This is a genomic window from Butyricicoccus porcorum (genome assembly GCF_002157465.1).
GTDB classification, from domain to species: domain Bacteria; phylum Bacillota; class Clostridia; order Oscillospirales; family Butyricicoccaceae; genus Butyricicoccus_A; species Butyricicoccus_A porcorum.
The window spans coordinates 35,776-59,076 of sequence record NZ_NHOC01000006.1; the positions used below are offsets into that span (position 1 = coordinate 35,776).

Consider the following 23,301-nt stretch of genomic DNA (forward strand, 5'->3'; position numbering starts at 1 on the left):
GAGAAAAGAACGTGGAAGAGAAAAAGTATTTGAAATGGTATAACAAGATCGGATATGGCTCGGGCGATATTGCCGGCAGCGGCGTGTATAATTTCCTCGCAGCCTTTGTTATGATCTATCTGACCAATACCATTGGTCTGAATCCGGGTATCATCGGCACACTGATGATGTTGTCCAAGTTGTGCGATGGTATTTCCGATGTATTCTTCGGCGCAATGATTGACAAAACGCGTTCCAAGCTGGGACGCGCCCGTCCGTGGATGCTGTTTGGCTTTATCGGCTGTGCCATTACAATGGTTCTGATTTATGCCATTCCGACAAGCTGGGGACAGACGGCACAGTATATCTATTTCTTCATCACCTATACGCTGCTGAATGCTGTGTTCTATACGGCAAATAATGTAGCATATGGCACGCTGACTGCGCTGATTACCAAAAACGGCAATGAGCGCGTACAGATGGGCTCGATTCGATTCATGTTCTCCTACGGTACGAGCATCGTTGTTCAGGCCGTTACGGTCGGTGCAGTCGAGTTCTTCGGCGGCGGTGCAGTTGGCTGGAGAACGGTAGCAATCGTCTATGCAATCATTGGACTTATCAGCAATACCATTTCCGCATTCTCTGTTAAAGAACTTTCGGATGAGGAACTGGACGGTGAAGACAATGTCATTGATGAGGATGGCAAGGTAAAATACAGCCTGAAGGATGCAGCAAAAATGCTGCTGCACAACAAGTACTATCTCATGATTTGCTGTGTTTACATTTTACAGCAGATTTACAGTGCGATGATTAACTCCGGCATTTATTTCATGACTTATGTTCTTGGCGATGCCAATCTGCTGGGTACCTTCTCTGTTGCAATCAATCTCCCGATGATATTGGGCCTGCTCATCACGCCGTTCCTTGTAAAGAAGATGAACGGCATGTATAAGCTGAACCTGTCTGGTTATCTGCTTGGTACTGTCTCGCGCGGACTGGTCATTGTGGGTGCGTATATGGGAAGCGTTCCGATGATGCTGGTATTTTCTGCGATTGCTTCGATCGGCATGAGCCCGCTTCAGGGTGACCTGACTGCACTGATTGCATCCGCATCCGAGTACACATATCTTACGCAGAATAAGCGCCTGGATGGTACGATGTTCTCCTGCTCCTCGTTCGGCACAAAGCTGGGCGGCGGCATTGGTACGGCAATGTCCGGTTGGCTGCTCGCGGCGGGTGGATATGTTGCTGACGCAGCAGTTCAATCGGCTTCCTGCATCAATATGCTGCACTGCATGTATCTGTGGATTCCGATGATTATCAATTTCGTTATCATGCTGATTCTGTCCAGACTGAAGGTCGAAAAGGCAAACGAAGAACTGATTGCTGCAAAAAACGCGTAATGCAGTTGCAATAAACAAGTAAAACGACAAGCTCCCTGTCAGGAGGATGCATTTCACCTGACAGGGAGCATTATTTTGTTGTTCAGAGGAAAACATATAAAACAATTTTCAAGAGCAACGAGTGTCTGAAAGACCGGATGTCTGCGTGACAGTATGCCTGTGACTTTTCGATTTTACTGTGTAAACTGCTGTCAGCCGGGAAATCTATAAGCAGCACAGAAAAGGAGAGAGTCATATGAAAACAGCGCAAGCCAAAAACATAGCGTTGGATTTGCTTTGCGACATCATCGGCTCATTTTTCTATTCCGCAAGCGTTTATACCTTTGCCAAAACAGCAACTTTTGCGTTGGGCGGCCTGACCGGACTTGCCCTGATTATGAATTATTTGTGGCAATTTCCCATTGGTATAACCACGATGGCGTTAAATATACCGCTTATCCTATTGAGCTATCGGATCGTAGGAAGAAGTTTTTTGCTGAAAACCATGAAAACGATGTGCTTCTGCACGGTTTTTCTGGATATCCTATTTCCGCGGCTGCCGGCCTATTCCGGTTCGCAGTTTATGGCGGCATTGTACTCTGGTATTTTTGCCGGAATCGGTCTTGCATTCTTTTATATGCGCGGCTCTTCTTCCGGGGGCATCGATTTTCTTGTCATGTCAATCAAGATATTGCGTCCACATCTGTCAATTGGAATTGTTTCCATGACGATAGATCTGGTCATTATTCTTTTGGGATGGCCGGTATTCGGAAATGTAGATTCCGTGCTCTACGGACTCACCGCCACAATATTGACTTCATTGGTGCTGGACAAAATTATGTATGGCATGGATGCGGGTGCACTGATTATCATTGTCACTGACTGCGGTGAACAAATTGCACAGCGCATTGGCGAGCTGATCGGGCGCGGTTCTACCGAATTGCGGGCACGGGGCGGCTATACAAAGCAGGAGAAGAATGTGCTGCTCTGCGCCTGTTCCAAATCACAGGCGTATCTGGTGTGCCGTGCGGTACAGGAGATTGACAAAATGTCGTTTGTTATGGTTACGGAGACAAATGAGGTCTTTGGAGAGGGGTTTTCAGAGCACCAACCCAAGCAGGAAATAAAGAAAAAGGTGAAAAAATGTCGCTAGACTCTGCCTGAGCGACAAAAATGATTAAGACATATCTGAAAAGTCGAAAAATTTGACTATTTCCACAAATGTGGGTTGTTTGTTCGTTAAAGCCGCTTGAAATCCGAAAGGATTTGGACGTGTTTTTGCCTCGAATCCTCCGCGCCTTTGCGAAATATCCGTTATTTTCTCGGTTTTCAGATAGCGCCTAGAAAAACTTCTCATTGCCACGGATATGGGGATGAGAAGTTTTTTTAGCCAGCGACTGATCTGAAACCCTTGACAGCTAGTGAATACTAGCTTATACTGTGAATGAGCTAGTATTTACTAGCTTGAATTGGAAAGAACGTATACAGTTGGGACAGAATGGGAGGAGCAGATGAAATCATTTGATCTGGAAGGGTATTTAAGCAGCGGCGTTGAACAGGTGATAGCCGGGATTATGAAAGCGACTGCAAAGAACCCAAAGGAAAGCCTGTTTCTGATACAGTATTTGCGCGACAGCCGGAAAGCGAGCCGTATCCGGCGCGCACATGCGGACAACGGGGAACACATTCCACCGTTTCTGATTGCCAGCATTACCACGCAGTGCAACCTGCATTGCCGGGGCTGTTATGCGCGGGCGAATCACAGCTGTCAGGATGGGATTGATTTGAAGCATCCGATGCTCCGCGCGGATGCATGGGGAGAGATCTTTCGACAGGCAGCCGAGCTTGGCATTGCATTTATCCTGCTGGCAGGTGGGGAACCATTCCTCCGGCTGGACGTGCTGGAACAGGCAGCGTTACATAAAAATATCTTATTTCCGGTTTTTACAAATGGAACCATGCTGACAGAGGATTCTCTTGCTTTGCTCAGCCGCAGCAGAAATCTCGTTCCGGTTCTCAGCATAGAAGGAAACGAAAGTACAACTGATCTGCGGCGCGGCAGCGGAGTGTATCAGATGCTTGTCCGCAGCATGAAGCGGTTGAATGAGAAAGGAATTGTTTTTGCTGCATCCGTCACCGTCACAAAGGAAAACCTGGCGGAAACGCTGTCGGAGGATTTCGTCGCGGCATTGGCAGAGCAGGGCTGCAAGGGTATTGTCTATGTGGAATATGTGCCGATTGATGCGGCGACAAAGGCGCAGGCGTTGGATGATGTGACCCGGGCAGATATGATGAATCGGCTGAATACCTTGCGGGAATATCGGGAAGACATGGTTCTGCTCGCTTTCCCCGGAGATGAGAGAGGTTCCGGCGGATGTCTCGCGGCAGGCAGAGGTTTTTTCCATATCAATGCATTCGGTGGCGCGGAACCCTGTCCATTTTCACCGTATTCTGATGTAAATGTGGCAGCAATCGGGCTGCGGGAAGCAATGAAATCTCCGTTGTTTGTCCGGCTCAGGGAAAGTAGGAATCTGGAAGCCGAACATATCGGTGGTTGTGTCCTGTTTGAGCAGGAACAAGAGGTCAGAAAAATGCTGGAGGAATCGCATGACAACCAAGGAACGAATTGTAGATGAAGCGCTGACCCTATTTTCCAGACAGGGCTACAAGGGAACCAGCGTGAAGAATATTGCGGATGCAGTTGGAATTAAAGACAGCTCGATCTACAAGCATTTCAAAAGTAAACGGGAGATTATCGATGCCATTGTCGATCAGATGCGGAGATGTATGGACCAAATGTCTGTGGATGCAGGGCTGCCGCAGGAGGACAATGAAACAGCTGCTGCCATATACGGCAGAATGACGGTAGAAGATCTCCAGCAGTTGAGCCGGAAGGTTTTCCTCTTTTATCTGAAGGATGATTTTATTTCCCGGTTCTGGCGGCTTGCTGTGATGGAGCAATATCAAAATCAGGAAATTTATGAAATTTATCGCAGCATTTTCTTTGACCAGAGTATTGCCTATCAGACCCGGTTATTTGCTGAAATGATTCGTCAGGGAATTTTCCGGGAGGCAGATCCGCGTGTGCTTGCCATGAGCTTTTATGCACCGATTTATTTTCTGTTGAGCAAATACAACGGCAGAACCGACAACGTAGAAGAAGCCCTGCAAGCCTTGGATATGCAGGTAGCAGAATTTTGCCGCATCTATACGGTACAGGAAAGGAACAGTCACATATGATTACAGCCATTGTTTATACTTCAAATTCGGGATATACCGCTCAATATGCAGAACTCCTGCATGAGAAAACAAATCTTCCGGTCTATTCGCTGGATCAGGCAAAAGCTGCGCTGCCGGAGCAGTCCGAAATCATTTATCTGGGCTGGATTATGGCGAGCAATATGCAGGGCTATCAGAAAGCAGCAAAACGATACCGCATTGCCTGTGCATGCGGCGTGTGCATGGGAGCTTCCGGCTCCCAGCTGAAAGAAGTGCGAAGCGCGACAAAAATAGATGCATCCATTCCGCTGTTTACTCTGCAGGGCGGCTTTGACATGAACAAGCTGCACGGCATGTACAAGCTCATGATGCAGGTCATGGCAAAGACAGCCGGAAAGGGTCTGGCAGAGAAAACTGACCGGACGCCGGATGAGGATGTCATGCTGGATATGATGCTGCATGGCGGAAACTATGTCAGTGAGGAAAATCTCCGGCCGGTGCTGGATTGGTACACCGGACAGCAAAAAATCTGAAGCATAAAAACAGCAAGCCCGTTTCTGCTTTTCAGGCAGGCGGGCTTGCTGCTATTTTACGGATTTCATGCGAAAGCCGGTTCGATTGACATCGAAACCGGCCCGCAGTGTGTGTGATAATAAGTAGAAGGGGGTATACAGGCTTGTTATCGTATATACAGCTCGATCACTTGACGCCCATCCAACCGGAGATGACCATCATCTGAACTTCGCTGGTGCCTTCATAGATTTCCGTAATCTTTGCGTCACGCATCATGCGCTCAATCGGATAATCCTTGGTGTAGCCGTAGCCGCCGAACAGCTGCAGGCAGCGACGGGTAACATCACTCGCATTGTTGGCAGCAACCAGCTTCGCCATAGCAGCCAGATGCGTATACTTTTCATGGTTGTCCTTTGCGCAGGCTGCCTGATAAACCAGCAGCTTGGCAGCTTCGGTGTTTGCCTGCATTTTAGCCAGCTCGAACTGCGTGTTCTGGAACTGGGAAATGCGGCGGCCAAACTGCGTGCGCTCCTGAACATACTTGACAGTTTCCTCGATTGCGCCCTCTGCGATGCCGAGTGCCTGTGCAGCGATACCGATACGACCGCCGTCCAGCGTCATCATCGCATACTTGAAGCCCTTGCCGATTTCACCGACCAGGTTTTCCTTCGGAACGATGCAGTCCTCGAAGATCAGCTCACAGGTAGAGGAAGCGCGGATGCCCATTTTGTTTTCATGCTTGCCGATGGAGAAGCCCGGCATGCCCTTTTCCACGATGAATGCGGAAATGCCCTTGTTGCCCAGAGACTTGTCCGTCATGGCGAGGATGAAGAAGATGTCAGCAGCACCTGCGTTGGTGATGAAGATTTTGGAGCCGTTCAGGACCCAGTGGTCGTCATCAACCAGAACAGCGGTGGTCTTCTGCTGCGAGGAATCGGTGCCCGCGGACGGCTCGGTCAGGCCGAAAGCGCCCAGCTTTTCACCGGTTGCCAGCGGAACGAGATATTTCTGCTTCTGCTCCTCCGTACCGAACATGTAGATCGGCGTTGCGCACAGCGAGGTGTGTGCGGATACAATAACACCGGTGGATGCGCAGACCTTGCTGAGCTCTTCGATACACTGGACATAGCTCAGCGTATCCATGCCGGCTCCGCCGTACTCTTCCGGGAACGGGATGCCCAGAAGACCCATTTCAGCCATTTTCTTTACATTTTCCATCGGGAAACGCTCGGTTTCATCGATTTCAGCCGCGATCGGCTTAACTTCATTCTGTGCAAATTCGCGATACAGGTCAATCAGTTCCTGATGTTCTTCATCAATTCGAAAATCCATAGATATACCTCACTTTTTACTGTCGTTGATTAGGAAAGATGGGGGAGAAACCGGTGGGCAATTTCTCCCCCTATGGGCTGGAAGAAGAATTTATGCCTTGATCTTCTTGTATGCTTCGATAAAGGCCGGGATGACATCGAACAGATTGCCGACAATGCCGTAATCTGCTACTTCAAAGATCGGTGCCTCCTCGTCCTTGTTGATTGCAATGATGGTATCAGAACCGCTCATGCCGGCAACGTGCTGAATTGCACCGGAAATGCCGCAGGCGATGTATACCTTCGGAGCAACGGTCTTGCCGGACTGGCCGACCTGATGTGCATGCGGCATCCAGCCTGCATCGACAACAGCACGGGAACAGCCAACGGTTGCGCCGAGAAGATCAGCCAGCTCACGGATGGTGGCAAAGCCTTCTGCACTGCCGACACCGCGGCCGCCGGATACGATAATGTCAGCCTCTTCCAGATTGACTGCTTCGGCAACTTCCTTGACACGCTCGACCAGCTTGGTGCGGATGGCATCTGCGGCAACATGGATGTCCTCGCGGATGATTTCACCGGTCTTATCTGCCTGATAGGGAGCCTTCTTGAAGACTGCCGGACGGACGGTACCCATCTGCGGACGGCATTCCGGGCACTCGATGGTAGCCATGAGGTTGCCGCCGAATGTCGGACGGGTCCATGCAATGCAGCCGGTCTCTTCGTCGATATCCAGTGCGGTGCAGTCAGCAGTCAGGCCGGTTTTCAGACGGCAGGATACACGCGGACCCATGTCACGGCCGTTGTTGGTTGCGCCAATGATGACGGTTTCCGGCTTGTGCTTCTGGATCAGCTCGAACAGTGCCGTTGCAAAAGCATCGGTGGAATAATATTCGTACTCGTCGCCTTCTACCAGGATTGCGCTGTCGGCGCCATAGCAGATGGCATCCTTTGCCACGTGCTCGACATCCTTGCCGATGACGACAGCAACCAGCTTGCAGCCCTTTTTATCAGCCAGTTCTCTGGCCGGGTTGAGCAGCTCGAAGCCAACATTCTTGGCCTTGCCGCATTCTGTTTCAACGAACACCCAAATGTTCTGATATGCTTCACTCATAATGGTTACCTCTCAATCACAGGATCTTCGCATCAGTCAGCAGGGTTGCCAACTGTGCCGCAGCTTCGTCAGCCGGCAGACCGGCAATCTTCATGCCGTTCTTTTCGCGGCTCGGCGTATATGTGCTCTTGACCTTGGTGGGGGAGCCCTTCAGACCGCAGCGGGCAACATCAATCTTGAGGTCTTCCGCGGTCAGCACCGGAATCGGCTTTTTCTTTGCAGCCATCTTGCTGCGGATGGTCGGGTAACGCGGTTCTGTCGGGAGCTTGACAACTGTGACAACAGCCGGAAGGGAAGTGGTCATCAGGTCATAGCCCTCATCGCATTCACGCTTGACCTGGATTGCACCGTCTTCGACGGTCAGATCCATCGCATAGGTGATCTGCGGCAGACCCAGATGCTCTGCCAGCTCAGGGCCAACCTGTGCTGTATCACCGTCGACAGCCTGCTTGCCGCAGAGAATCAGATCGAACGGTGCGCCTTCCTTTTCTTCCACTGCCTTGACGACATGGGAGAGGATAAAGCTGGTGGCGAGGGTATCCGAACCGCCGAACTCCCTGCCGCTGACAAGATAGGCAGCATCTGCGCCGACAGACAGGCAGGTTTTGAGTGCATCAGCCGCCTGCTCCGGGCCCATGGATACAACGACAACTTTGCCGCCGACTGCTTCCTTGATCTGGACGCCGGCTTCCAGCGCATAGGTATCAAACGGGTTTACGATGCTCGGTACGCCAGCGCGGACCAGAGTATGAGTTTCCGGATCAATCTTGATTTCGTTGGTATCCGGTACCTGCTTTACACAGACTAAGATATTCATAGGACAGCCTCCTGTTTGTTCATTTAAAATTCTGCTTACAGACGGTAGCAGACCTTGCCCGGATTGAGGATCATATTCGGGTCAAATACATGCTTGATGCCTTCCATCAGGCGCATGTTGGTTTCGCCGACCGATTCGACCAGATACTTGATCTTGCCGGAGCCGATGCCGTGTTCGCCGGAAACCAGTCCGCCCAGTGCGGTAGCCTCTGCGTAGATCAGTTCGAAGAACTTGTCAACGCGGGCCTTGAATTCGTCCTCAGTCAGGTCGTTGGAGCACTGATAGATGTGCAGATTGCCATCGCCTGCATGGCCGAAGCTCTTGATGGTCAGGCCGCACTCTTCGCCGGTCTTGTTGACATAAGCCAGATAGGATGCAATCTTGTTGACCGGAACGACAACGTCGCACTCGTCCAGCAGCTTGGTTTCCTCCATGATTGCTTCGAGGAAGCTGGAGCGGGCTGCCCATGCGTCCTTCATCTTGTTCGGCGTGTCGGCAACCAGGACGTCGATGGCACCGGCTTCCATAACCAGTTCGGCTGCCTGCTCAATCAGGGCATCCAGCTCGTCTTCATTGTTGGCGTCCAGCGTGACAAGCAGATAAGCGCCGGCGGTAATGCCGTCAATGACCTGCGGGAATACGCTGCGGCCGATATAGCGCTCGGACGACAGGACGATCTCGCGCTCCATAAATTCAAGCGCCTGCGGGTCCATATGTGCCATCTTAAACTTCGGAACGGTGGAAATACAGGTGTCGAGATCCTCGAACGGGATAATCAGGCTGGCAACCTTCTTCGGCGCCGGGATAATTTTGAGGGTGAGTTCGGTGATGATGCCCAGCGTGCCTTCCGAACCGATCATGAGGTTCAGCAGGGAGTAGCCGGAAGAGGTCTTGGAAACAGTTGCGCCGAGGTGGGTGATCTCGCCGGTCGGCAGAACAACGGTCATGGCGCGGACATAATCGCGCGTTGCACCGTACTTGACAGCACGCATGCCGCCTGCGTTTGTTGCGACGTTGCCGCCGACACAGGCAAACTTTTCACCCGGATCAGGCGGATACAGGAGACCCTTGCTGCTGCAGTCTTCCGCGAGGTCGTTGAGCAGCACGCCCGGCTGAATGCGGACGACAAAGTTTTCCAGATCGTATTCCAGAATCTGATTCATCTTGGTGGTGTCGATGAGCACGCCGCCGTACAGCGGAACTGCACCGCCTGCCAGACCGGTACCGGCGCCGCGCGGGGTAACCGGAATCTTGTTTTCATTGCAAATCTTCATGACTGCGGCAACCTCTTCGGTGCTGCGCGGCACAACGACGCAGTCAGGAGCATGGGTGCCATAAATCGGCATTTCGTCCTTGCTGTAGTCCGGATTGATGTCCTCGCCGGTAATCACATTTCCGGGAGCAGCTGCCTGCAGCTGTTCAATGATTTCAGCTGTCAATGTGTTGTAAGTACTCATATAAATTCCCTCCTACTCAAAATTGAGTTATTATTTAAAACAATCACAGGATCAGCGAGCCTGCAAAGCAGACAATGCCTGCAAGAATGACGTATGCAACACAGTATTTAATGGATATTTTCAGAATCTGGCTGTCTGAATTGGGCTGGTTGATTGCGCCGACGCCGATTGCAATCGACTGCGGACAGATCATCTTGCCGATGCAGGCACCGACCGTATTTGCGGATGCGAGCCAGGCTGCATTGATGCCGAGGGCGGATGCGGTTTCTGCCTGCAGACCGCCGAACAGAACCGTTGTAGATGTACCGGAACCAGTGACGAATGCACCCAGTGCACCGATCAGCGGGGCAACGAACGGATAATAGTGGCCGGTTGCCGCGACGAAGAACTTCGCGATGTCGGAGATCATGCCGCTGTGGCTCATGACCTTGGCGAGTGCGAGAACCGAGCAGATGGTCAGAATGGTCTTGGCCATGCTCACCATTGTCTTTTTAAAGACCTTCCACATCGTGGAAAAGGATGCGCCCTGGACAAGGCCGCCGATAATCGCAGCGATAAAGATCAGGATACCGGGTGTGTTGACCCAGCTGAAGCTCAGCGTTGAGGTATCATCGCCGGCATAAACATGTACCGTGGATTTGAACTGTGCCAGGAAATCGTGAATCGGCGGAATCAGGCTGGATGTTACCATCAGCAGAACAAAGATCAGCAGGAACGGCATCCATGCGCGGATGGCCTCGCCCAATGCAATCGATTTGTTCGATTCGCTCTTTTCAGCGGAGATACAAAATTCTGCCGGAGGATTGCGGTTGAAAATGCGGGAAGCGATGACGGTGCCAACCATGCAGCAGATGGAGCCCAGAATATCCGGCAGTTCTGCGCCGAGGAAATGGGATGCCAGATAGAACGGAACCACAAAGCAAAGGCTGGAGATCAGCGTTGTCGGGATCATGCCTTTGAGACCCTTGAACCCCTTGCCGCACATGGCGACCATGACAAACGGGGTGATGAACATAAACAGCGACAGCTGGAGGCCGGTGGCACTGGCCAGTGTCGGGACATCCACACCGGTGACAGAGCCGAGTGTCGTTGTCGGAACGCCTACCGAACCGAATGCTGTCGGAGCAGCATTCGCGACCAGACAAACGACGGCGGAAAAGATCGGCTCAAAGCCCAATGCGACCAGCATGCTTGCGGGAATGGCAACGGCGGTGCCAAAACCTGCCATGCCTTCCATAAAGCCACCGAAACCCCAGGCGATAATCAAAACAAGAACACGCTTATCGTTGGACACCATCGTAAGCATCTGCTTGATTTTATCCATCGCCTTGGTTTCGAGTGTCAGGTTATACGTGAACATCGCTGCCACGATAACCAAGCAGATCGGCCAAAGAGCATTCAGAATGCCTTCGACACAAGCGGTAGCCATATTGATGGCACTGAACTTCCAGATCATCATAGAAGCGATGATGCCAACAATCAGTGCGATGGGACAGGCGCGATAGCCGGGCATCTTCAGTACGGCCAATGCGATGATCAGCCAAATGATAGGCAGCATCGCAAGGATAAACTTCAGAAACAGCATATTACTACTCTCCTTTACTGCATCTCTTTCGGGCAAATTGGCATTACCAATTTTCGAATTAAATTCTGCGATAATCCTGCCACTCTCAAGATTATGCAAATTCAATTGCCGAATTTCGCAAATTCTGCCGGATTATATTGGACAATATTCGCTTTGTGTCCAAAAATAACGGGAAGAATCTGAGGATTGCAGCTGCGCACCGTTAAATTGGTACTACCTTCTACATGTTTTATTCTACAACTGGATTTTTTGAAAATCAAGAGCAATCGGCGAAGTTTTCCAATGCCGGAAAAAACCGGGTTGGCACACGGAAAAAGCGACAAAACAGCACTTTCTGTCGATTGCTTTGCAAATAACAGATTTTTTATTTCCAAAAATGAACAAAAAGCGGAAGGGGGAAAAGAAAATTTCGGCACAATTGCACAAACGGTGGCAGGCCAACAAAAAACCGCAGTTCTGCATCGCAGAACTGCGGAGGAAGGGGTTGAATCACGGATCAGTCAGGTTTAGATCAATCAGGTTTAAATGATATAATCCGGACAATCCGGCTCCTGATCGGAAAAATCCGGATGTTTTTGTTCGAATTTGATGACATGCTCCTTGACAATTTCAAAGTGCTGTTCCATCGCTTCGTATGCGCGCGGCGCGTCGTGCGTCAGCAGACCGTTGTAAATGTCCCAGTGTGCGGCGCGCAGCGCCTTGGAACGACGGCGGTCAGCGAGAATCGAGGTGCGCAGGTTTTTGATAAAGATATCCAATAGGTCACTCATCAGCTGTGTAAGATAGATCATCAGGGTGTTATGTGACGCGTGAATCAGAATGCGATGGAATTCCACATCCAGCTTTGCGTTGCTTTTGAGACTCATCGGCTCATCCATTCGTTGCAGGACATCGTGCAGGCGTTCCAGTTCCTCCGGCGTGATATTCTGTACTGCCAGCGTGAGTGCTTCAAATTCCATGGCGCGGCGGATGTCAAAGATTTCGTTATAGCTGATGTCGCGCAGAACCATCAGCATATTAAAAGACTGCGTAAAATAACCGTGCGGATCGCAGCAGATATAATTGCCGGAGCCCTGAAGACTTTTGACAAACCCCATCATTTCCAGCATACGGATTGCTTCGCGGACGGAATTGCGGCTCACGCCCAGCTGTTCTGCGATATCCCGTTCGGCAGGCAGTTTGTAGCCGATACCGATTTCTCCGCTGAGTATTTTGCCTTTAAAATAATCGAATACGACTCTGTATGCTTTTTTTTCAACCATATTGTTCACCTGTGTCTTTTATGATGGGATAACGCGCAGTGCGAAATATCCTGAATAAACATAAATCATTATATTGGATTTGAACACCGTTTGTAAATATATAAAAGTATAAATAATTTGTACTTTTTCATAACGAAATGTAGATAGAATGGCACACATACAGTACGAAAGTAAACAGAAAAGACAGAAAGAGAGTAAAACAGGACAAAAAGCGGGGGATGCCAAAAACGGGCGTATGCATATCCGCTGGATTGTATCCGGTGCCATGACATGAAAAAAGACGAACGATGAGAATCAATCGTTCGTCTGAAGATGGTCGAGGTGGCGGGACTTGAACCCACGGCCTCTGCGTCCCGAACGCAGCGCTCTACCAAACTGAGCCACACCTCGTTATTCTGTTTCGCAACCTTTCTCGCTGCAACGAAAATTATTATATCAGGCATCTGTTGGAATGTCAACAATTATTTTCTGGTTTTGCAAAGTTTTTTCGCGTTTGCCTTTTTGATGGCAGGAAAAGATGCTGCTCTGAAAGACAGACAGGGATATGACATGCCATATGCATGACAAAAATCGGAAAAAGCGGATATCTGGTCGGGGATTTTAGTAATTTTGTCTATAATCTTGAGAGTGTCTGGTTTTTTTGTTATAATATCTTTGAATTAAAATAAAAAGAGGAGTTGCAATGAAATCGAAAAAATGGAATATTGCTGCACCGAATCGCGAGAAGATCCGAAATCTCTCGCGTCAGTGCGGATATGCGCCATTGACTGCCGCTGTTTTGTGCGCACGCGGGCTGGATACACCGGAACAGGCAGCTGAATTTCTCTCTTGCGACCTGTCCGGGCTGCATGATCCGTTGCTGTTGCCCGATATGCAGGCGGCTGTGGACACCATTCGCACTGCAATCCTGCGCGGGGAACACATTGCGGTATTCGGTGATTACGATGTCGACGGCATTACATCAACCTGTGTGCTTATCCGGTATCTGAAAAGCCAGGGCGCAACATGCAGCTACTACATCCCGGATCGGCTCACGGAGGGCTATGGCCTGAATAAGAAGGCGTTGCTGGAGCTGCGGAACAGAGGAGTTTCTCTGGTCGTGACCGTCGATTCCGGCATTACTGCGGCGGAGGAAATCGCCTATGCGCGCCAGATCGGCCTGAAGGTAGTTGTCACCGACCACCATGAATGCAAGGACAGCCTGCCGGATGCCATCGCCGTGGTCAACCCGAAGCGTGCTGACAGCACCTACCCGTTTAAGGATCTTGCGGGTGTCGGTGTGGTGTTCAAGCTGATCTGTGCACTCGCCGGGTCGGCGCAGCTGGGGAGCATTCTGGCATCCTATCTGGATCTGGTTGCCGTCGGCACCATTGCCGATGTTATGACGTTACAGGGCGAGAACCGCGTGATTGTTGCCAACGGTCTGCGGGTTCTCCAGCAGACACACAATCCCGGCCTGCGCATGCTGATGCGCGAATCCGGTGTGGAAACGCGCCGCATGACCTCGACGATTGTCAGCTTTACCCTCGCACCGCGTATCAATGCCGCCGGGCGTATGGGCTGCGCCGATCAGGCGGCAGAGCTGTTTCTGACAGACAACCCGCTGCGTGCACAGGAGATTGCCGCTATGCTGTGCTGTCAGAATAAAGAGCGGCAAAATGCGGAAAATGCCATTTTAAAGCAGGCGTTTGATGTGCTTCAAAAAGAATATGACCCGCAGGTCGACCGTATGATTGTGCTGTGGGGGGAAAATTGGCATCACGGTGTCATCGGCATTGTCTCGTCCCGCATTTCCGATCGGTATGGCTGTCCGACTGTCCTCATTTCGCTTGATGGCGATCAGGGCAAGGGCTCCGGCCGTTCCGTGGGCGGGTTCAACCTGTTCGAAGCGCTGGAAAACAGCGCACAATACCTCGAAAAATTCGGCGGGCACGCGCTGGCAGCCGGTCTTACCATCAGCCGAGATCAATTGCCTGCGTTCAAGCAAAGCATCTGCGCATATGCGCGCGAAAACATTCATGACGAAGATTTGATGCCGGTTGTCGACATCGACTGTCTGATTACGCCGGATGATATTTCTCTCGAAGCTATTCGTGATCTTGGCATTCTCGAACCGTATGGCATGGGAAACCGCGAGCCGGTGTTTGCCGTCCGGGAGCTTACAGTGGAGGAAATCACCCCGATTTCCAGTGACCGACATCTGAAAATGTCGCTTATCAAGGGCGGCAGGCGGTTTACTGCCATGCTGTTCGGCACAGGCTCCGGTGGATGCCCGGTTGTACAGGGTGATGTCGTGGATGCTGCGTTCAGTCTGGAAATCAACACCTTCCGCGGGCGGCAGGACATTCAACTGATGCTGAAGGATATCCGCCTGAGTGATTGCGAGCTGGAAAAGGATCACTATTACTTGTCTGTATATTCTGCCTTTATCAATGGGAAGGAGCTGACAGACCGGCAGGTGAATGACATGTATCCGGACAGAGCAGATCTGGTTGCTGTCTGGCGTCATATTATTTCGCGTGCGGAAGCAGGCAAGCTGACAGCACCGTACAACACCCTTTCCCGGCGCATTTCCTATGAATCGCGCCGCTGTATCAACATCGGAAAGCTGTTTGTCTGTCTGGATGTCTTTTCCGAGAGCTGCCTGCTGAGCTATCATTTCAAAAACAACCTGCTACATATCAGGCTGCGGCCCTTCAAGGGAAAAGCGGATATCACGAAATCCGTGGTTCTCGCAACCCTGCGGCAGAGAAAACAACAGAGTACGGCCGATCATTCGATCACAGCCGGGGAGTAAGCGTATGGATATGAAAACAAAAATTGATTTTTTGATCGAACGTGTGCAGAAGCAGAATTCTTCCGCAAATGTCGAGAAAATCCGCGCCGCATATGAATGTGCCGCTGCGGCGCATGAAGGGCAGAAGCGTAAAAACGGCGATCCGTATATCATTCATCCGGTATCTGTCGCTGAAATTATCGTTGAGATGGGGTTGGATACCGACTCGATCTGTGCCGGTCTGCTGCACGACTGCATGGAGGACACTGATTTCCAGTATGCACAGATTGAGGAAAAATTCGGCACATCGGTTGCAAACCTTGTCGATGGCGTCACCCGCCTGGGCCGCCTGCATTACTCCAAGGAGCAGGAACAGATGGAGGATCTGCGCAAGATGCTCATCGCCATGGCGAAGGATATCCGTGTCATTCTGATTAAGCTCGCTGACCGCCTGCACAACATGCGGACGATTGAGTTTATGCCGGAGGAAAAACAGCGCTCTAAATCGCTGGAGACCATGGAGATTTATGCGCCGATTGCACACCGCCTTGGCATGCAGAAGATCAAGTGGGAGCTGGAGGATCTTTCGCTCCAGCGGCTCGACCCGGTCGGTTATCAGGAAATTGTAGACGGTCTCGCGCGCCAGCAAAACGAGCATGAGGAAATGTTGGAGCGCATCAAAAAGACCATCGGCAAAAAGCTGGATGAGAGCGGCATCCGCAACTCGATTTCCGCGCGCGTCAAGCACATCTATAGCATTTATCGCAAGATGTATGCACAGAATAAAAGCATTGACGAAATTTATGACATTTGCGCCGTGCGCGTCATCGTCGATTCGGTTGCGGACTGCTACAATGTCCTTGGCTATGTGCACGACTTGTATAAGCCCATTCCGGGCAGATTCAAGGACTATATCTCCACGCCAAAGCCGAACGGCTACCGCTCGCTGCATACGACCGTTATCGGACGTTCGGGCGTGCCGTTTGAAGTGCAGATCCGCACGGAGGAAATGCACAAGATGGCGGAATACGGTGTCGCGGCACACTGGAAATACAAGCAGGGCGTCGACAAGACCGGCAATGAGGAAACATATGCGTGGATTCGCCAGCTGCTGGAATCGCAGCAGGATACCGAAGCGGAGGACTTTATCAAGGCGATCAAGGTCGACCTGTTCTCCGATGAGGTCTTTGTCTTCACGCCGAAGGGCGATGTTGTCAATCTTCCGGCGGGGTCTACGCCGATTGACTTTGCCTATGGCATTCATTCCGCTGTCGGCAACCGTATGATCGGGTGCAAGATCAACGGCCGCATTGCGCCGATTGATTATGCGCTGCAAAATGGCGATATCGTGGAGGTGCTCACGTCCAAGGAAACTCATGGCCCGAAGCGTGACTGGCTCAAGATGATTAAGACCTCTGAGGCGCGCAACAAAATCAAACAGTGGTTTAAAAAAGAATGCCGCGAGGAGAATATCGAACAGGGCCGGGAGGATCTCGACCGCGAGCTGCGTTCCAGCCTGCTGTACAGCCATTTTATGGAGAAACCGGAAATTCAACAGGCCGTGCTGACCAAGTTCGGGTATCCGTCGCTGGAAGAACTGTATGCGGCCATCGGCTATGGCGGCATCACGGTCACCAAGGTGCTCAACAAGGTGAAGGATGAGGTTATCCGCGCGAAAAAGGCGGAGGAGGCACATCATCCGCTGACCACTCACAAGCATACCAAGTCGGATTCGGGCGTTATTGTCGAGGATATCGGCAACTGTAAGGTCAAATTTGCGCGCTGCTGTACGCCGATCCCGGGCGATGATATCATAGGCTATATCACGCGCGGCTATGGCGTATCTGTCCACCGCAAGGACTGCGTCAATGTTAAAAACAGCAGTCCGGAGGATCGCGATCGCTGGATCAAGGTCTCATGGGATGAAAACCACATCGAGGTCAAGGAACGCTTCAGTACAGCCCTTCAGGTCTCCACGACCGACCGCATGGGCGTCATGAGTGAGGTGCTCCAGATTCTCGCAAATAACCATATCAATGTGCGCGACTTCAACGGCAAAACGCTGTCGGAGGGCTTTGGCATCATCAACATTGTGATTGACGTGACCGGCCTGTCCCAGCTGGATGCGCTGACCAAAAAGCTGCGCAGCATCAAGGGCGTCATCAACGTCGTCCGCCAGTCGACGTGAGGAGGGCGCAATGAGAGCAGTATTACAGCGCGTGTCACATGCAAAGGTGACAATTGACGGCACTGTGTCGGGCGAGATTGGAAAGGGTTTTCTGATCCTGCTCGGCGTTGCGCCGGAGGATACCGCGGAGGAAGCGCTCTATCTGGCGCGCAAATGTGTCGGTCTGCGTGTTTTCACCGATGAAAACGATAAAATGAACCTGTCGCTCGACGATGTCGGCGGGAAAATTCTCGCTGTCAGCCAGTTTACACTGTATGCCGATTGTCGCAAAGGCAAGCGCCCCAATTTCATCGGCGCGGCGAAGGGCGAACAGGCAAACGAACTGTATGAATATTTTGTATCCTGCTGCCGGGGTCTCGGGATTGAGACACAGACCGGCGAATTTGGTGCAGACATGCAGGTTGAGCTGTTGAACGACGGCCCGGTGACCATTCTTATGGATACCGATGAGCTGATGCGAAAGAAATAAAGGAGACTGTATGAAAATCAAGCAATTTTGTGTGGGTGATGTCGCCACCAACTGCTATCTGGTATATGATGAGAATACCCTCGAGGGTGCCATTGTCGATCCCGGCGACCGTGCAGACATGCTTCTGGCGGAGATCGAGGATAAAAAAATAACGCTGAAATATATCCTGCTGACACATGCGCATTTCGACCATATTCTTGCGGTCGGCGCACTCAAAAAAGCCACAGGCGCGCAGGTTGTCGTCAGCAAAGCGGACGAATACCTGTTTGACGCAAATGCATCGCTGTCCCCCTTTGGCGCATATGGCCGTCAGCTGATGAACCGCTTTGATTTCCCGGGCGCGGATATCTGGGCAGAAGAGGGAACAGAGGTCACGTTCGGCGGCATGACGGCAAAGTATCTCAGCACACCGGGACATACGCCCGGCTCATGTACGATTCTGTTGGACAACAGCATTCTGTTTACGGGTGACACGCTGTTCTGCCAGTCCTGTGGCCGCACTGACCTGCCGGGAGGCGACTGGCATGCGATGCTGAAGTCGCTCAAACGGCTGTATGAGCTGCCGGGAGATTATCAGGTGCTGCCGGGACATGAATCGCTGTCCACATTGGAGCGGGAGCGCGCATCCAATCCGTATATGCAGCAGGCTGTGAAACAATGATCTATACTGTACACGGTCTGGAAAATGACCATCATGTCCGTGAAATGCTGCTGTGCCTGCTGCCTGCTGAGACCCCGGAACGCGTAGAGTTTGCGCCGGAGGGCACGGATGCGCTTGGCGTAGCCATCGACCACACTGGGACAGAGACTGTGATTCGCGTCTGTTGTACGCGCGGGGGCAGACAGGTCTGCGTGGAACAGCGCGCGCCGGTTACAGACAGCGAAGAGGATACCAAGCGCGCGCAGACACATGCGGTGAAATCGGCCATTTTTGAAGCGGTAACCCCGTTTTTGGATGCCGTTCCCGAGTGGGGATCCCTGACCGGCGTCCGTCCGGCGAAATTTGCGCGCGGCTTTCTCGAAAAGGGGTATACCCCGGTACAGGTCGCACAACTGATGACCGAGCAATACCATGTTTCACCGGCACGGCGTGCACTCGCCATTCGTTCAGCGGGCATTGCGCTCGATTGTAAAAAACGGCTGCATCCGCGCGATATCTCCATTTATATCGGCATTCCGTTCTGTCCGTCGCGGTGCAGCTACTGCTCCTTTGTCAGCCATTCCATCGAGAAGGCAGGCAGACTCATGGCGGAATATCTGGATACGCTGTGCGCGGAAATCGTGCATACGGGTAAAATCATAAAGCAGGCGGATCTGCATATTATCTCGATGTATATCGGCGGCGGCACGCCGACCACGCTGTCGGCAGAACAGCTGGAACGCCTGCTGGATACCGTACAAAACGCCTTTGATTTACAGTATATGACGGAATTTACTGTCGAGGCAGGGCGTCCGGACACCATCACAGAGGAAAAGCTGCATGTGCTGGCACAGCATGACGTCGACCGCATTTCCATCAATCCGCAGTCGATGAATGACGAGGTGCTTGCTGCAATCGGGCGGCACCACAGCGCACAGGCTGTGCTGGACACCTACGAAATGGCGCGTGGCATCGGCTTCCGTGCCATCAATATGGACACCATCGCAGGGTTGGACGGCGACACACCGGAGAGCTTTGCGCATACCATGGATACACTCATCGGGCTGAACCCGGAAAATATTACCGTCCATACGCTCGCCGCCAAGCGCGGCGCAGACCAGCACGACCGTGTGCGCAACGCGGAAAAGCACGAGACTGTGCGACAGATGCTGGATATCGCGTCCCAAAATCTGACCGCTGCCGGCTATGCGCCGTATTATCTGTACCGCCAGAAATTCATGGCGGGTGGCTTTGAGAATGTCGGCTGGTGCAAAATGGGATATGAATGCTGGTATAATGTCTATATGATGGAGGAGCTTCAGACCATTGTATCGCTCGGCGCGGGCGGCATGACCAAGTTGCTGAGCGCGGATGGAAGAAAAATCCGGCGCATCAACAACCCGAAATATCCATATGAATACAATACTTCATTGGAAAAAATCAACGCGGGGAAGCAGGCATTGCTTGCCTGGGCTTCCGAATTGTGAGGGATTTGCTTGCAGTATCTCAATCTTGAGGATATCAATGAACGCTGCCGCCGGGATCCGGCGGAGTTCGTTGCTTCCTGTGAACAGAGCTATACCAATGTCATCGAGAATGTCGCGGAACGCATCTGTGCGGGATGTGAGGAACGCATGATCCTGCTGCTCAATGGCCCGTCCTCCAGCGGAAAGACCACGACAGCGCATCGCATTCGCGATGCCGCACAGCGAAAGGGGATCCGGACGCATTCGATTTCCATGGATGACTATTATCTGAGCCGGAATACCTATTCTGTCCCGAAGGACGAGGACGGTGCGGATGATCTGGAATCCCCGTTGTGTATGGATCTGCCGCTGCTCAGCGAGCATCTGGCTGCACTGTGCGAGGGGAAAACCATAGAAGTTCCCAAGTATGACTTCATGACGCACCGGCGGACAGAAGAGCGGGAAGAGGTCCGTTTGGGCAAGGGAGAAATTGCCGTCATCGAAGGCATCCATGCGCTCAACGATGTCATTACCGGCAAGATAAAGGAACACGCCATCGGGGTCTATATGGCGGTCGGCACAGAGGTCGTCCTGTCCAACGACTGGCGGCTCGCACCCCATGAGCTGCGGTTTGTGCGGCGTGCCATCCGCGACCGGAATTTCCGCGATGCACCGATTTCGGATACCATTCGGATGTGGCGCTCTGTCCGGCGCGGTGAACGGCTGTATATTCGGCCATATATCCCATCAGCTTCCTATATTCTCAACACGTATCTGCCCTATGAGGACTGTATTCTGATGAATCAGCTTCGCCAGGAAGCGGAGCCGTACCATCAGGACATGATTGACGCGGGACTGGAACCGCTTGTCCGGGCACTCGACCGATTTGAGCCGCTGGAAAACTTAGAGCTGATCCCGCCGCAGTCTATCATGCATGAATTCATCGGCTGACACTGACGCAACAAAGAAATACGAAAGCCGGCTGTCAGTCCGCTTTCGCGAAAGGAGCTTTATCATGGATAAGAAAGTGAATAGTTTTCTCGAAAAAGCCAGAGTATCCGCAGAGTTGTTTGCCAACCGTACCGGGCGGGTTGCGACGCAGGCCGCCAGCACAGCCGGAAAGACCGCAAGCAATGTGGTGGAGGCGACCCGGCTGAATCTCCGGATTTTCGATCTGAACACAGAAATTGAAATCCTGTATAAGGAAATCGGCAAAATGGTTTATGCCGTGCACAGCGGCACGACGGGAAATCAGGATGAAATGCAGATCAAGCTGGAGCTCATTGATGAAAAGCTGGATAAAATTGCTGCAATCCGCGAAAAGTTGAGCCAGGTCAAGTCGACGGTCACCTGTCCGAATTGCGGCAGAGAATGCGGGCCGGACGACACGTTTTGCAGCAGCTGCGGTGCACAGCTGTAACCCACTGGTACACAGGAAAACCATCCGCTTCGGCTTCTAATGTCTGCACTTGCGTCATACCTTGTCTATCATAGGAAGACAAGGGAGGCGTGGGGATGAAACAAAGGGAAAGCTTTGTCGGCGGTGCGATGGCACTGCTTGTGTCCGGCATTGTCGTCAAGCTGCTCGGCGCGCTGTTCAAGGTGCCGCTGACCAATCTCATTGGCGACAGCGGCATGGGGCTGTTTTCGTTTGCGATGCAGTTTTTTTCACTGCTGTTCGTCGTATGTGCGGCCGGCCTTCCCGTTGCGGAGTCGCATCTGGTATCCGAGGCGCTTGCGCTGGGCGACCGCAGGCGGGCACAGGCGGTTGTCGTACATGCCGCAGCCGTGTTTGGCGCGCTTGCGCTGGCGATGTCGGTGCTGCTCGCTACCTTTGCGCCGATGATCTGCCGCCTGTTTGGAGAATCCATTAACACGGCATACTGCCTTGCTGCCATCGCACCTGCCGTTTTCTTTGTCACGCTGGAAGCGGCACTGCGCGGCTGGTATCAGGGAACAGGCAACATGGTTCCAACGGCAATTTCTCAGGTTGCGGAGGCAATAGGAAAGCTCATGGTGGGTCTGACGCTTGCCTGGACATTTCTGGACAGAGGGTTTGGCATAACCGGCGCCGCAGTCGGTGCGGTCATCGGCGTGAGCTGCGGTGAACTGGCCGCTACGTGTTACCTGCTCTGGAGTGCGCGGCGCGGGGTTCGACCGGCATTGCATATCCGGCAAAATGGGCCATCCGTCCTGCCGCAACTGTTCCGCCTGATGGTGCCTGTCACGCTGGGAGCGGCTGTCATGACGGCGTCGGGCTTTCTTGATATGGCAGTGATTTATCGTCGCCTGCCCGCCGCCGGATTTTCCCCTGAGGAGGTCGTGGCGGCATATGGCGCATACACCGGTATGGCCATGACACTGTTCAATTTGCCGCAGGCGCTGTCCAACTCGGTATCTGTCAGCGTGCTTCCCGCGCTGTCCGCAGCACATGCCCGGCGGAATACGATTCAGATGCGCCGCCTGACGACGTCCTCGCTGCGGCTGACACTGCTCGTCTGTCTGCCGTGCGGCGCAGGACTGTTTGTGCTGTCCGGCCCATTGCTCCGCGTATTGTTTGCCTCACAGCCGCGCGGCGTCCTGACAGCGGAACCATTGCTGCGCCTGCTCGGAATTGCAGAACCGTTGGTGGGGCTGTCTGCTGTGACCACTGCGGTTTTGCAGTCATTTGGACGCCCCGATCTGACGGTGTATTCGTCTGCCATCGGATGTGCGGTCAAATTTGCGGTCAGTTTTCGGCTGGCTGGCATGCCGGAGTACAACATTTCAGCAGCGCCCATTGGCACGCTGGTATGCTATACGATCATCCTGCTGCTCAATCTTATGTCGATTGTTCGGCTGACAGGTTGGCTGCCGCCGCTTGGAAAGGCAGTGTTTCGCCCGCTGCTGGCGTCCTGTGGCATGGCAGTAATTGTATATCGGATGTATCTGGCGCTGCTGCCGTATATTGGGCTGTGCCCTGCCGTCGTGCTTTCCATCTGCGCGGCAATCCCATTGTATGTGATTCTGCTGGTTGGACTGCGTGCACTGACGGCGGAGGATGTTCTGCCGCTGCCGGGCGGGGAACGGCTGGCACAGCTGCTGCGGCTGTGACGTCGTAATCAATTTCAGAAAGGACTTTTAT

Annotated in this window: 20 protein-coding genes and 1 tRNA gene; 14 read left to right on the forward strand and 7 right to left on the reverse strand. The window is 52.4% G+C overall.

Annotation, left to right across the window (positions count from 1 at the left end; all coding sequences use genetic code 11):
• Positions 1 to 11 precede the first annotated feature (11 nt).
• From CBW42_RS08345 to CBW42_RS08365, 5 genes are all read left to right on the forward strand, one after another.
• The gene (locus CBW42_RS08345; protein WP_087019887.1) at positions 12 to 1,382 is read left to right on the forward strand and encodes an MFS transporter; all 1,371 of its coding nucleotides are present in this window, start codon (positions 12 to 14) and stop codon (positions 1,380 to 1,382) included.
• Positions 1,383 to 1,617: 235 nt separating this feature from the next.
• Complete coding sequence (locus CBW42_RS08350; RefSeq protein WP_087019890.1) at positions 1,618 to 2,514, forward strand: YitT family protein; 897 nt, start codon at positions 1,618 to 1,620, stop codon at positions 2,512 to 2,514.
• A 358-nt stretch (positions 2,515 to 2,872) separates the two neighbouring features.
• Positions 2,873 to 3,997 carry a radical SAM protein gene (locus CBW42_RS08355; protein ID WP_087019893.1) on the forward strand — a complete coding sequence of 375 codons (1,125 nt, stop codon included), beginning with the start codon at positions 2,873 to 2,875 and terminating at the stop codon, positions 3,995 to 3,997.
• The gene (locus CBW42_RS08360) at positions 3,969 to 4,601 is read left to right on the forward strand and encodes a TetR/AcrR family transcriptional regulator (RefSeq protein WP_087019896.1); all 633 of its coding nucleotides are present in this window, start codon (positions 3,969 to 3,971) and stop codon (positions 4,599 to 4,601) included. The genes CBW42_RS08355 and CBW42_RS08360 overlap by 29 nt, the downstream gene beginning before the upstream one ends.
• On the forward strand, positions 4,598 to 5,113 hold the full coding sequence (locus CBW42_RS08365; RefSeq protein WP_087019899.1) for a hypothetical protein: 516 nt from the start codon (positions 4,598 to 4,600) through the stop codon (positions 5,111 to 5,113). The genes CBW42_RS08360 and CBW42_RS08365 overlap by 4 nt, the downstream gene beginning before the upstream one ends.
• A 166-nt stretch (positions 5,114 to 5,279) precedes the next feature.
• Here the strand turns inward: CBW42_RS08365 and CBW42_RS08370 are convergent, their stop codons facing one another.
• The 5 genes from CBW42_RS08370 to CBW42_RS08390 all read right to left on the reverse strand — a co-directional run bounded on the left by CBW42_RS08370 (position 5,280) and on the right by CBW42_RS08390 (position 11,376).
• Positions 5,280 to 6,425 carry an acyl-CoA dehydrogenase gene (locus CBW42_RS08370; RefSeq protein ID WP_087019901.1) on the reverse strand — a complete coding sequence of 382 codons (1,146 nt, stop codon included), beginning with the start codon at positions 6,423 to 6,425 and terminating at the stop codon, positions 5,280 to 5,282.
• Positions 6,426 to 6,515: 90 nt separating this feature from the next.
• A complete protein-coding gene (locus tag CBW42_RS08375) occupies positions 6,516 to 7,517 on the reverse strand; it encodes an electron transfer flavoprotein subunit alpha/FixB family protein (protein ID WP_087019905.1) in 1,002 nt (333 codons plus the stop codon).
• Between the two features lie 16 nt (positions 7,518 to 7,533).
• Positions 7,534 to 8,334: an electron transfer flavoprotein subunit beta/FixA family protein gene (locus CBW42_RS08380; RefSeq protein WP_087019908.1), complete on the reverse strand. Its 801-nt coding sequence runs from the start codon at positions 8,332 to 8,334 to the stop codon at positions 7,534 to 7,536.
• A 35-nt stretch (positions 8,335 to 8,369) separates the two neighbouring features.
• Entirely contained in the window at positions 8,370 to 9,791 is a 1,422-nt protein-coding gene (locus CBW42_RS08385) for an FAD-binding oxidoreductase (RefSeq protein WP_087019911.1), read from the reverse strand.
• 43 nt (positions 9,792 to 9,834) lie between these two features.
• Positions 9,835 to 11,376, reverse strand: coding sequence for an L-lactate permease (locus tag CBW42_RS08390; protein WP_087019914.1), 1,542 nt, complete (start codon positions 11,374 to 11,376; stop codon positions 9,835 to 9,837).
• Between the two features lie 282 nt (positions 11,377 to 11,658).
• Here CBW42_RS08390 and CBW42_RS08395 point away from each other — a divergent pair, with 282 nt between their 5' ends.
• Complete coding sequence (locus tag CBW42_RS08395; RefSeq protein WP_087019917.1) at positions 11,659 to 11,886, forward strand: hypothetical protein; 228 nt, start codon at positions 11,659 to 11,661, stop codon at positions 11,884 to 11,886.
• An 11-nt stretch (positions 11,887 to 11,897) separates the two neighbouring features.
• Here the strand turns inward: CBW42_RS08395 and CBW42_RS08400 are convergent, their stop codons facing one another.
• Both CBW42_RS08400 and CBW42_RS08405 read right to left on the reverse strand, forming a co-directional pair.
• Positions 11,898 to 12,638 (reverse strand): FadR/GntR family transcriptional regulator, encoded by a 741-nt coding sequence (locus CBW42_RS08400; protein WP_087019920.1) that lies wholly within the window; start codon positions 12,636 to 12,638, stop codon positions 11,898 to 11,900.
• A gap of 313 nt (positions 12,639 to 12,951) precedes the next feature.
• Positions 12,952 to 13,028: transfer RNA gene (locus tag CBW42_RS08405), tRNA-Pro, on the reverse strand.
• Between the two features lie 292 nt (positions 13,029 to 13,320).
• Between CBW42_RS08405 and recJ the strand changes: the two genes are divergently transcribed.
• The 8 genes from recJ (at position 13,321) to CBW42_RS08445 (ending at position 23,270) form a co-directional block, all read left to right on the forward strand.
• Complete coding sequence (recJ, locus tag CBW42_RS08410) at positions 13,321 to 15,435, forward strand: single-stranded-DNA-specific exonuclease RecJ (protein ID WP_087019923.1); 2,115 nt, start codon at positions 13,321 to 13,323, stop codon at positions 15,433 to 15,435.
• A 10-nt stretch (positions 15,436 to 15,445) separates the two neighbouring features.
• Positions 15,446 to 17,602 (forward strand): RelA/SpoT family protein, encoded by a 2,157-nt coding sequence (locus CBW42_RS08415; protein WP_407922959.1) that lies wholly within the window; start codon positions 15,446 to 15,448, stop codon positions 17,600 to 17,602.
• A gap of 10 nt (positions 17,603 to 17,612) precedes the next feature.
• The gene (gene dtd, locus CBW42_RS08420; protein ID WP_087019928.1) at positions 17,613 to 18,071 is read left to right on the forward strand and encodes a D-aminoacyl-tRNA deacylase; all 459 of its coding nucleotides are present in this window, start codon (positions 17,613 to 17,615) and stop codon (positions 18,069 to 18,071) included.
• 10 nt (positions 18,072 to 18,081) lie between these two features.
• Positions 18,082 to 18,732 (forward strand): MBL fold metallo-hydrolase, encoded by a 651-nt coding sequence (locus CBW42_RS08425; RefSeq protein WP_087019931.1) that lies wholly within the window; start codon positions 18,082 to 18,084, stop codon positions 18,730 to 18,732.
• The gene (gene hemZ, locus CBW42_RS08430; RefSeq protein ID WP_087019934.1) at positions 18,729 to 20,198 is read left to right on the forward strand and encodes a coproporphyrinogen dehydrogenase HemZ; all 1,470 of its coding nucleotides are present in this window, start codon (positions 18,729 to 18,731) and stop codon (positions 20,196 to 20,198) included. The genes CBW42_RS08425 and hemZ overlap by 4 nt, the downstream gene beginning before the upstream one ends.
• Before the next feature lie 9 nt (positions 20,199 to 20,207).
• Complete coding sequence (locus CBW42_RS08435; RefSeq protein WP_087019939.1) at positions 20,208 to 21,128, forward strand: uridine kinase family protein; 921 nt, start codon at positions 20,208 to 20,210, stop codon at positions 21,126 to 21,128.
• Between the two features lie 64 nt (positions 21,129 to 21,192).
• Positions 21,193 to 21,597, forward strand: a complete 405-nt coding sequence (locus CBW42_RS08440) for a zinc ribbon domain-containing protein (protein ID WP_087019942.1) — start codon at positions 21,193 to 21,195, stop codon at positions 21,595 to 21,597.
• A gap of 95 nt (positions 21,598 to 21,692) precedes the next feature.
• Complete coding sequence (locus CBW42_RS08445; protein ID WP_087019945.1) at positions 21,693 to 23,270, forward strand: putative polysaccharide biosynthesis protein; 1,578 nt, start codon at positions 21,693 to 21,695, stop codon at positions 23,268 to 23,270.
• Positions 23,271 to 23,301: the final 31 nt, after the last annotated feature.

Bases quoted from the DNA above. Each gene is read 5' to 3' on its own strand.
- CBW42_RS08350 (WP_087019890.1), top strand. From the start codon at position 1,618: ATGAAAACAGCGCAAGCCAAAAACATAGCGTTGGATTTGCTTTGCGAC.
- CBW42_RS08440 (WP_087019942.1), top strand. From the start codon at position 21,193: ATGGATAAGAAAGTGAATAGTTTTCTCGAAAAAGCCAGAGTATCCGCA.
- recJ (WP_087019923.1), top strand. From the start codon at position 13,321: ATGAAATCGAAAAAATGGAATATTGCTGCACCGAATCGCGAGAAGATC.
- CBW42_RS08415 (WP_407922959.1), top strand. From the start codon at position 15,446: ATGAAAACAAAAATTGATTTTTTGATCGAACGTGTGCAGAAGCAGAAT.
- CBW42_RS08390 (WP_087019914.1), bottom strand. From the start codon at position 11,376: ATGCTGTTTCTGAAGTTTATCCTTGCGATGCTGCCTATCATTTGGCTG.
- CBW42_RS08445 (WP_087019945.1), top strand. From the start codon at position 21,693: ATGAAACAAAGGGAAAGCTTTGTCGGCGGTGCGATGGCACTGCTTGTG.
- CBW42_RS08400 (WP_087019920.1), bottom strand. From the start codon at position 12,638: ATGGTTGAAAAAAAAGCATACAGAGTCGTATTCGATTATTTTAAAGGC.
- hemZ (WP_087019934.1), top strand. From the start codon at position 18,729: ATGATCTATACTGTACACGGTCTGGAAAATGACCATCATGTCCGTGAA.
- CBW42_RS08370 (WP_087019901.1), bottom strand. From the start codon at position 6,425: ATGGATTTTCGAATTGATGAAGAACATCAGGAACTGATTGACCTGTAT.
- CBW42_RS08395 (WP_087019917.1), top strand. From the start codon at position 11,659: ATGCCGGAAAAAACCGGGTTGGCACACGGAAAAAGCGACAAAACAGCA.
- CBW42_RS08425 (WP_087019931.1), top strand. From the start codon at position 18,082: ATGAAAATCAAGCAATTTTGTGTGGGTGATGTCGCCACCAACTGCTAT.
- dtd (WP_087019928.1), top strand. From the start codon at position 17,613: ATGAGAGCAGTATTACAGCGCGTGTCACATGCAAAGGTGACAATTGAC.
- CBW42_RS08365 (WP_087019899.1), top strand. From the start codon at position 4,598: ATGATTACAGCCATTGTTTATACTTCAAATTCGGGATATACCGCTCAA.
- CBW42_RS08380 (WP_087019908.1), bottom strand. From the start codon at position 8,334: ATGAATATCTTAGTCTGTGTAAAGCAGGTACCGGATACCAACGAAATC.
- CBW42_RS08375 (WP_087019905.1), bottom strand. From the start codon at position 7,517: ATGAGTGAAGCATATCAGAACATTTGGGTGTTCGTTGAAACAGAATGC.
- CBW42_RS08385 (WP_087019911.1), bottom strand. From the start codon at position 9,791: ATGAGTACTTACAACACATTGACAGCTGAAATCATTGAACAGCTGCAG.
- CBW42_RS08355 (WP_087019893.1), top strand. From the start codon at position 2,873: ATGAAATCATTTGATCTGGAAGGGTATTTAAGCAGCGGCGTTGAACAG.
- CBW42_RS08360 (WP_087019896.1), top strand. From the start codon at position 3,969: ATGACAACCAAGGAACGAATTGTAGATGAAGCGCTGACCCTATTTTCC.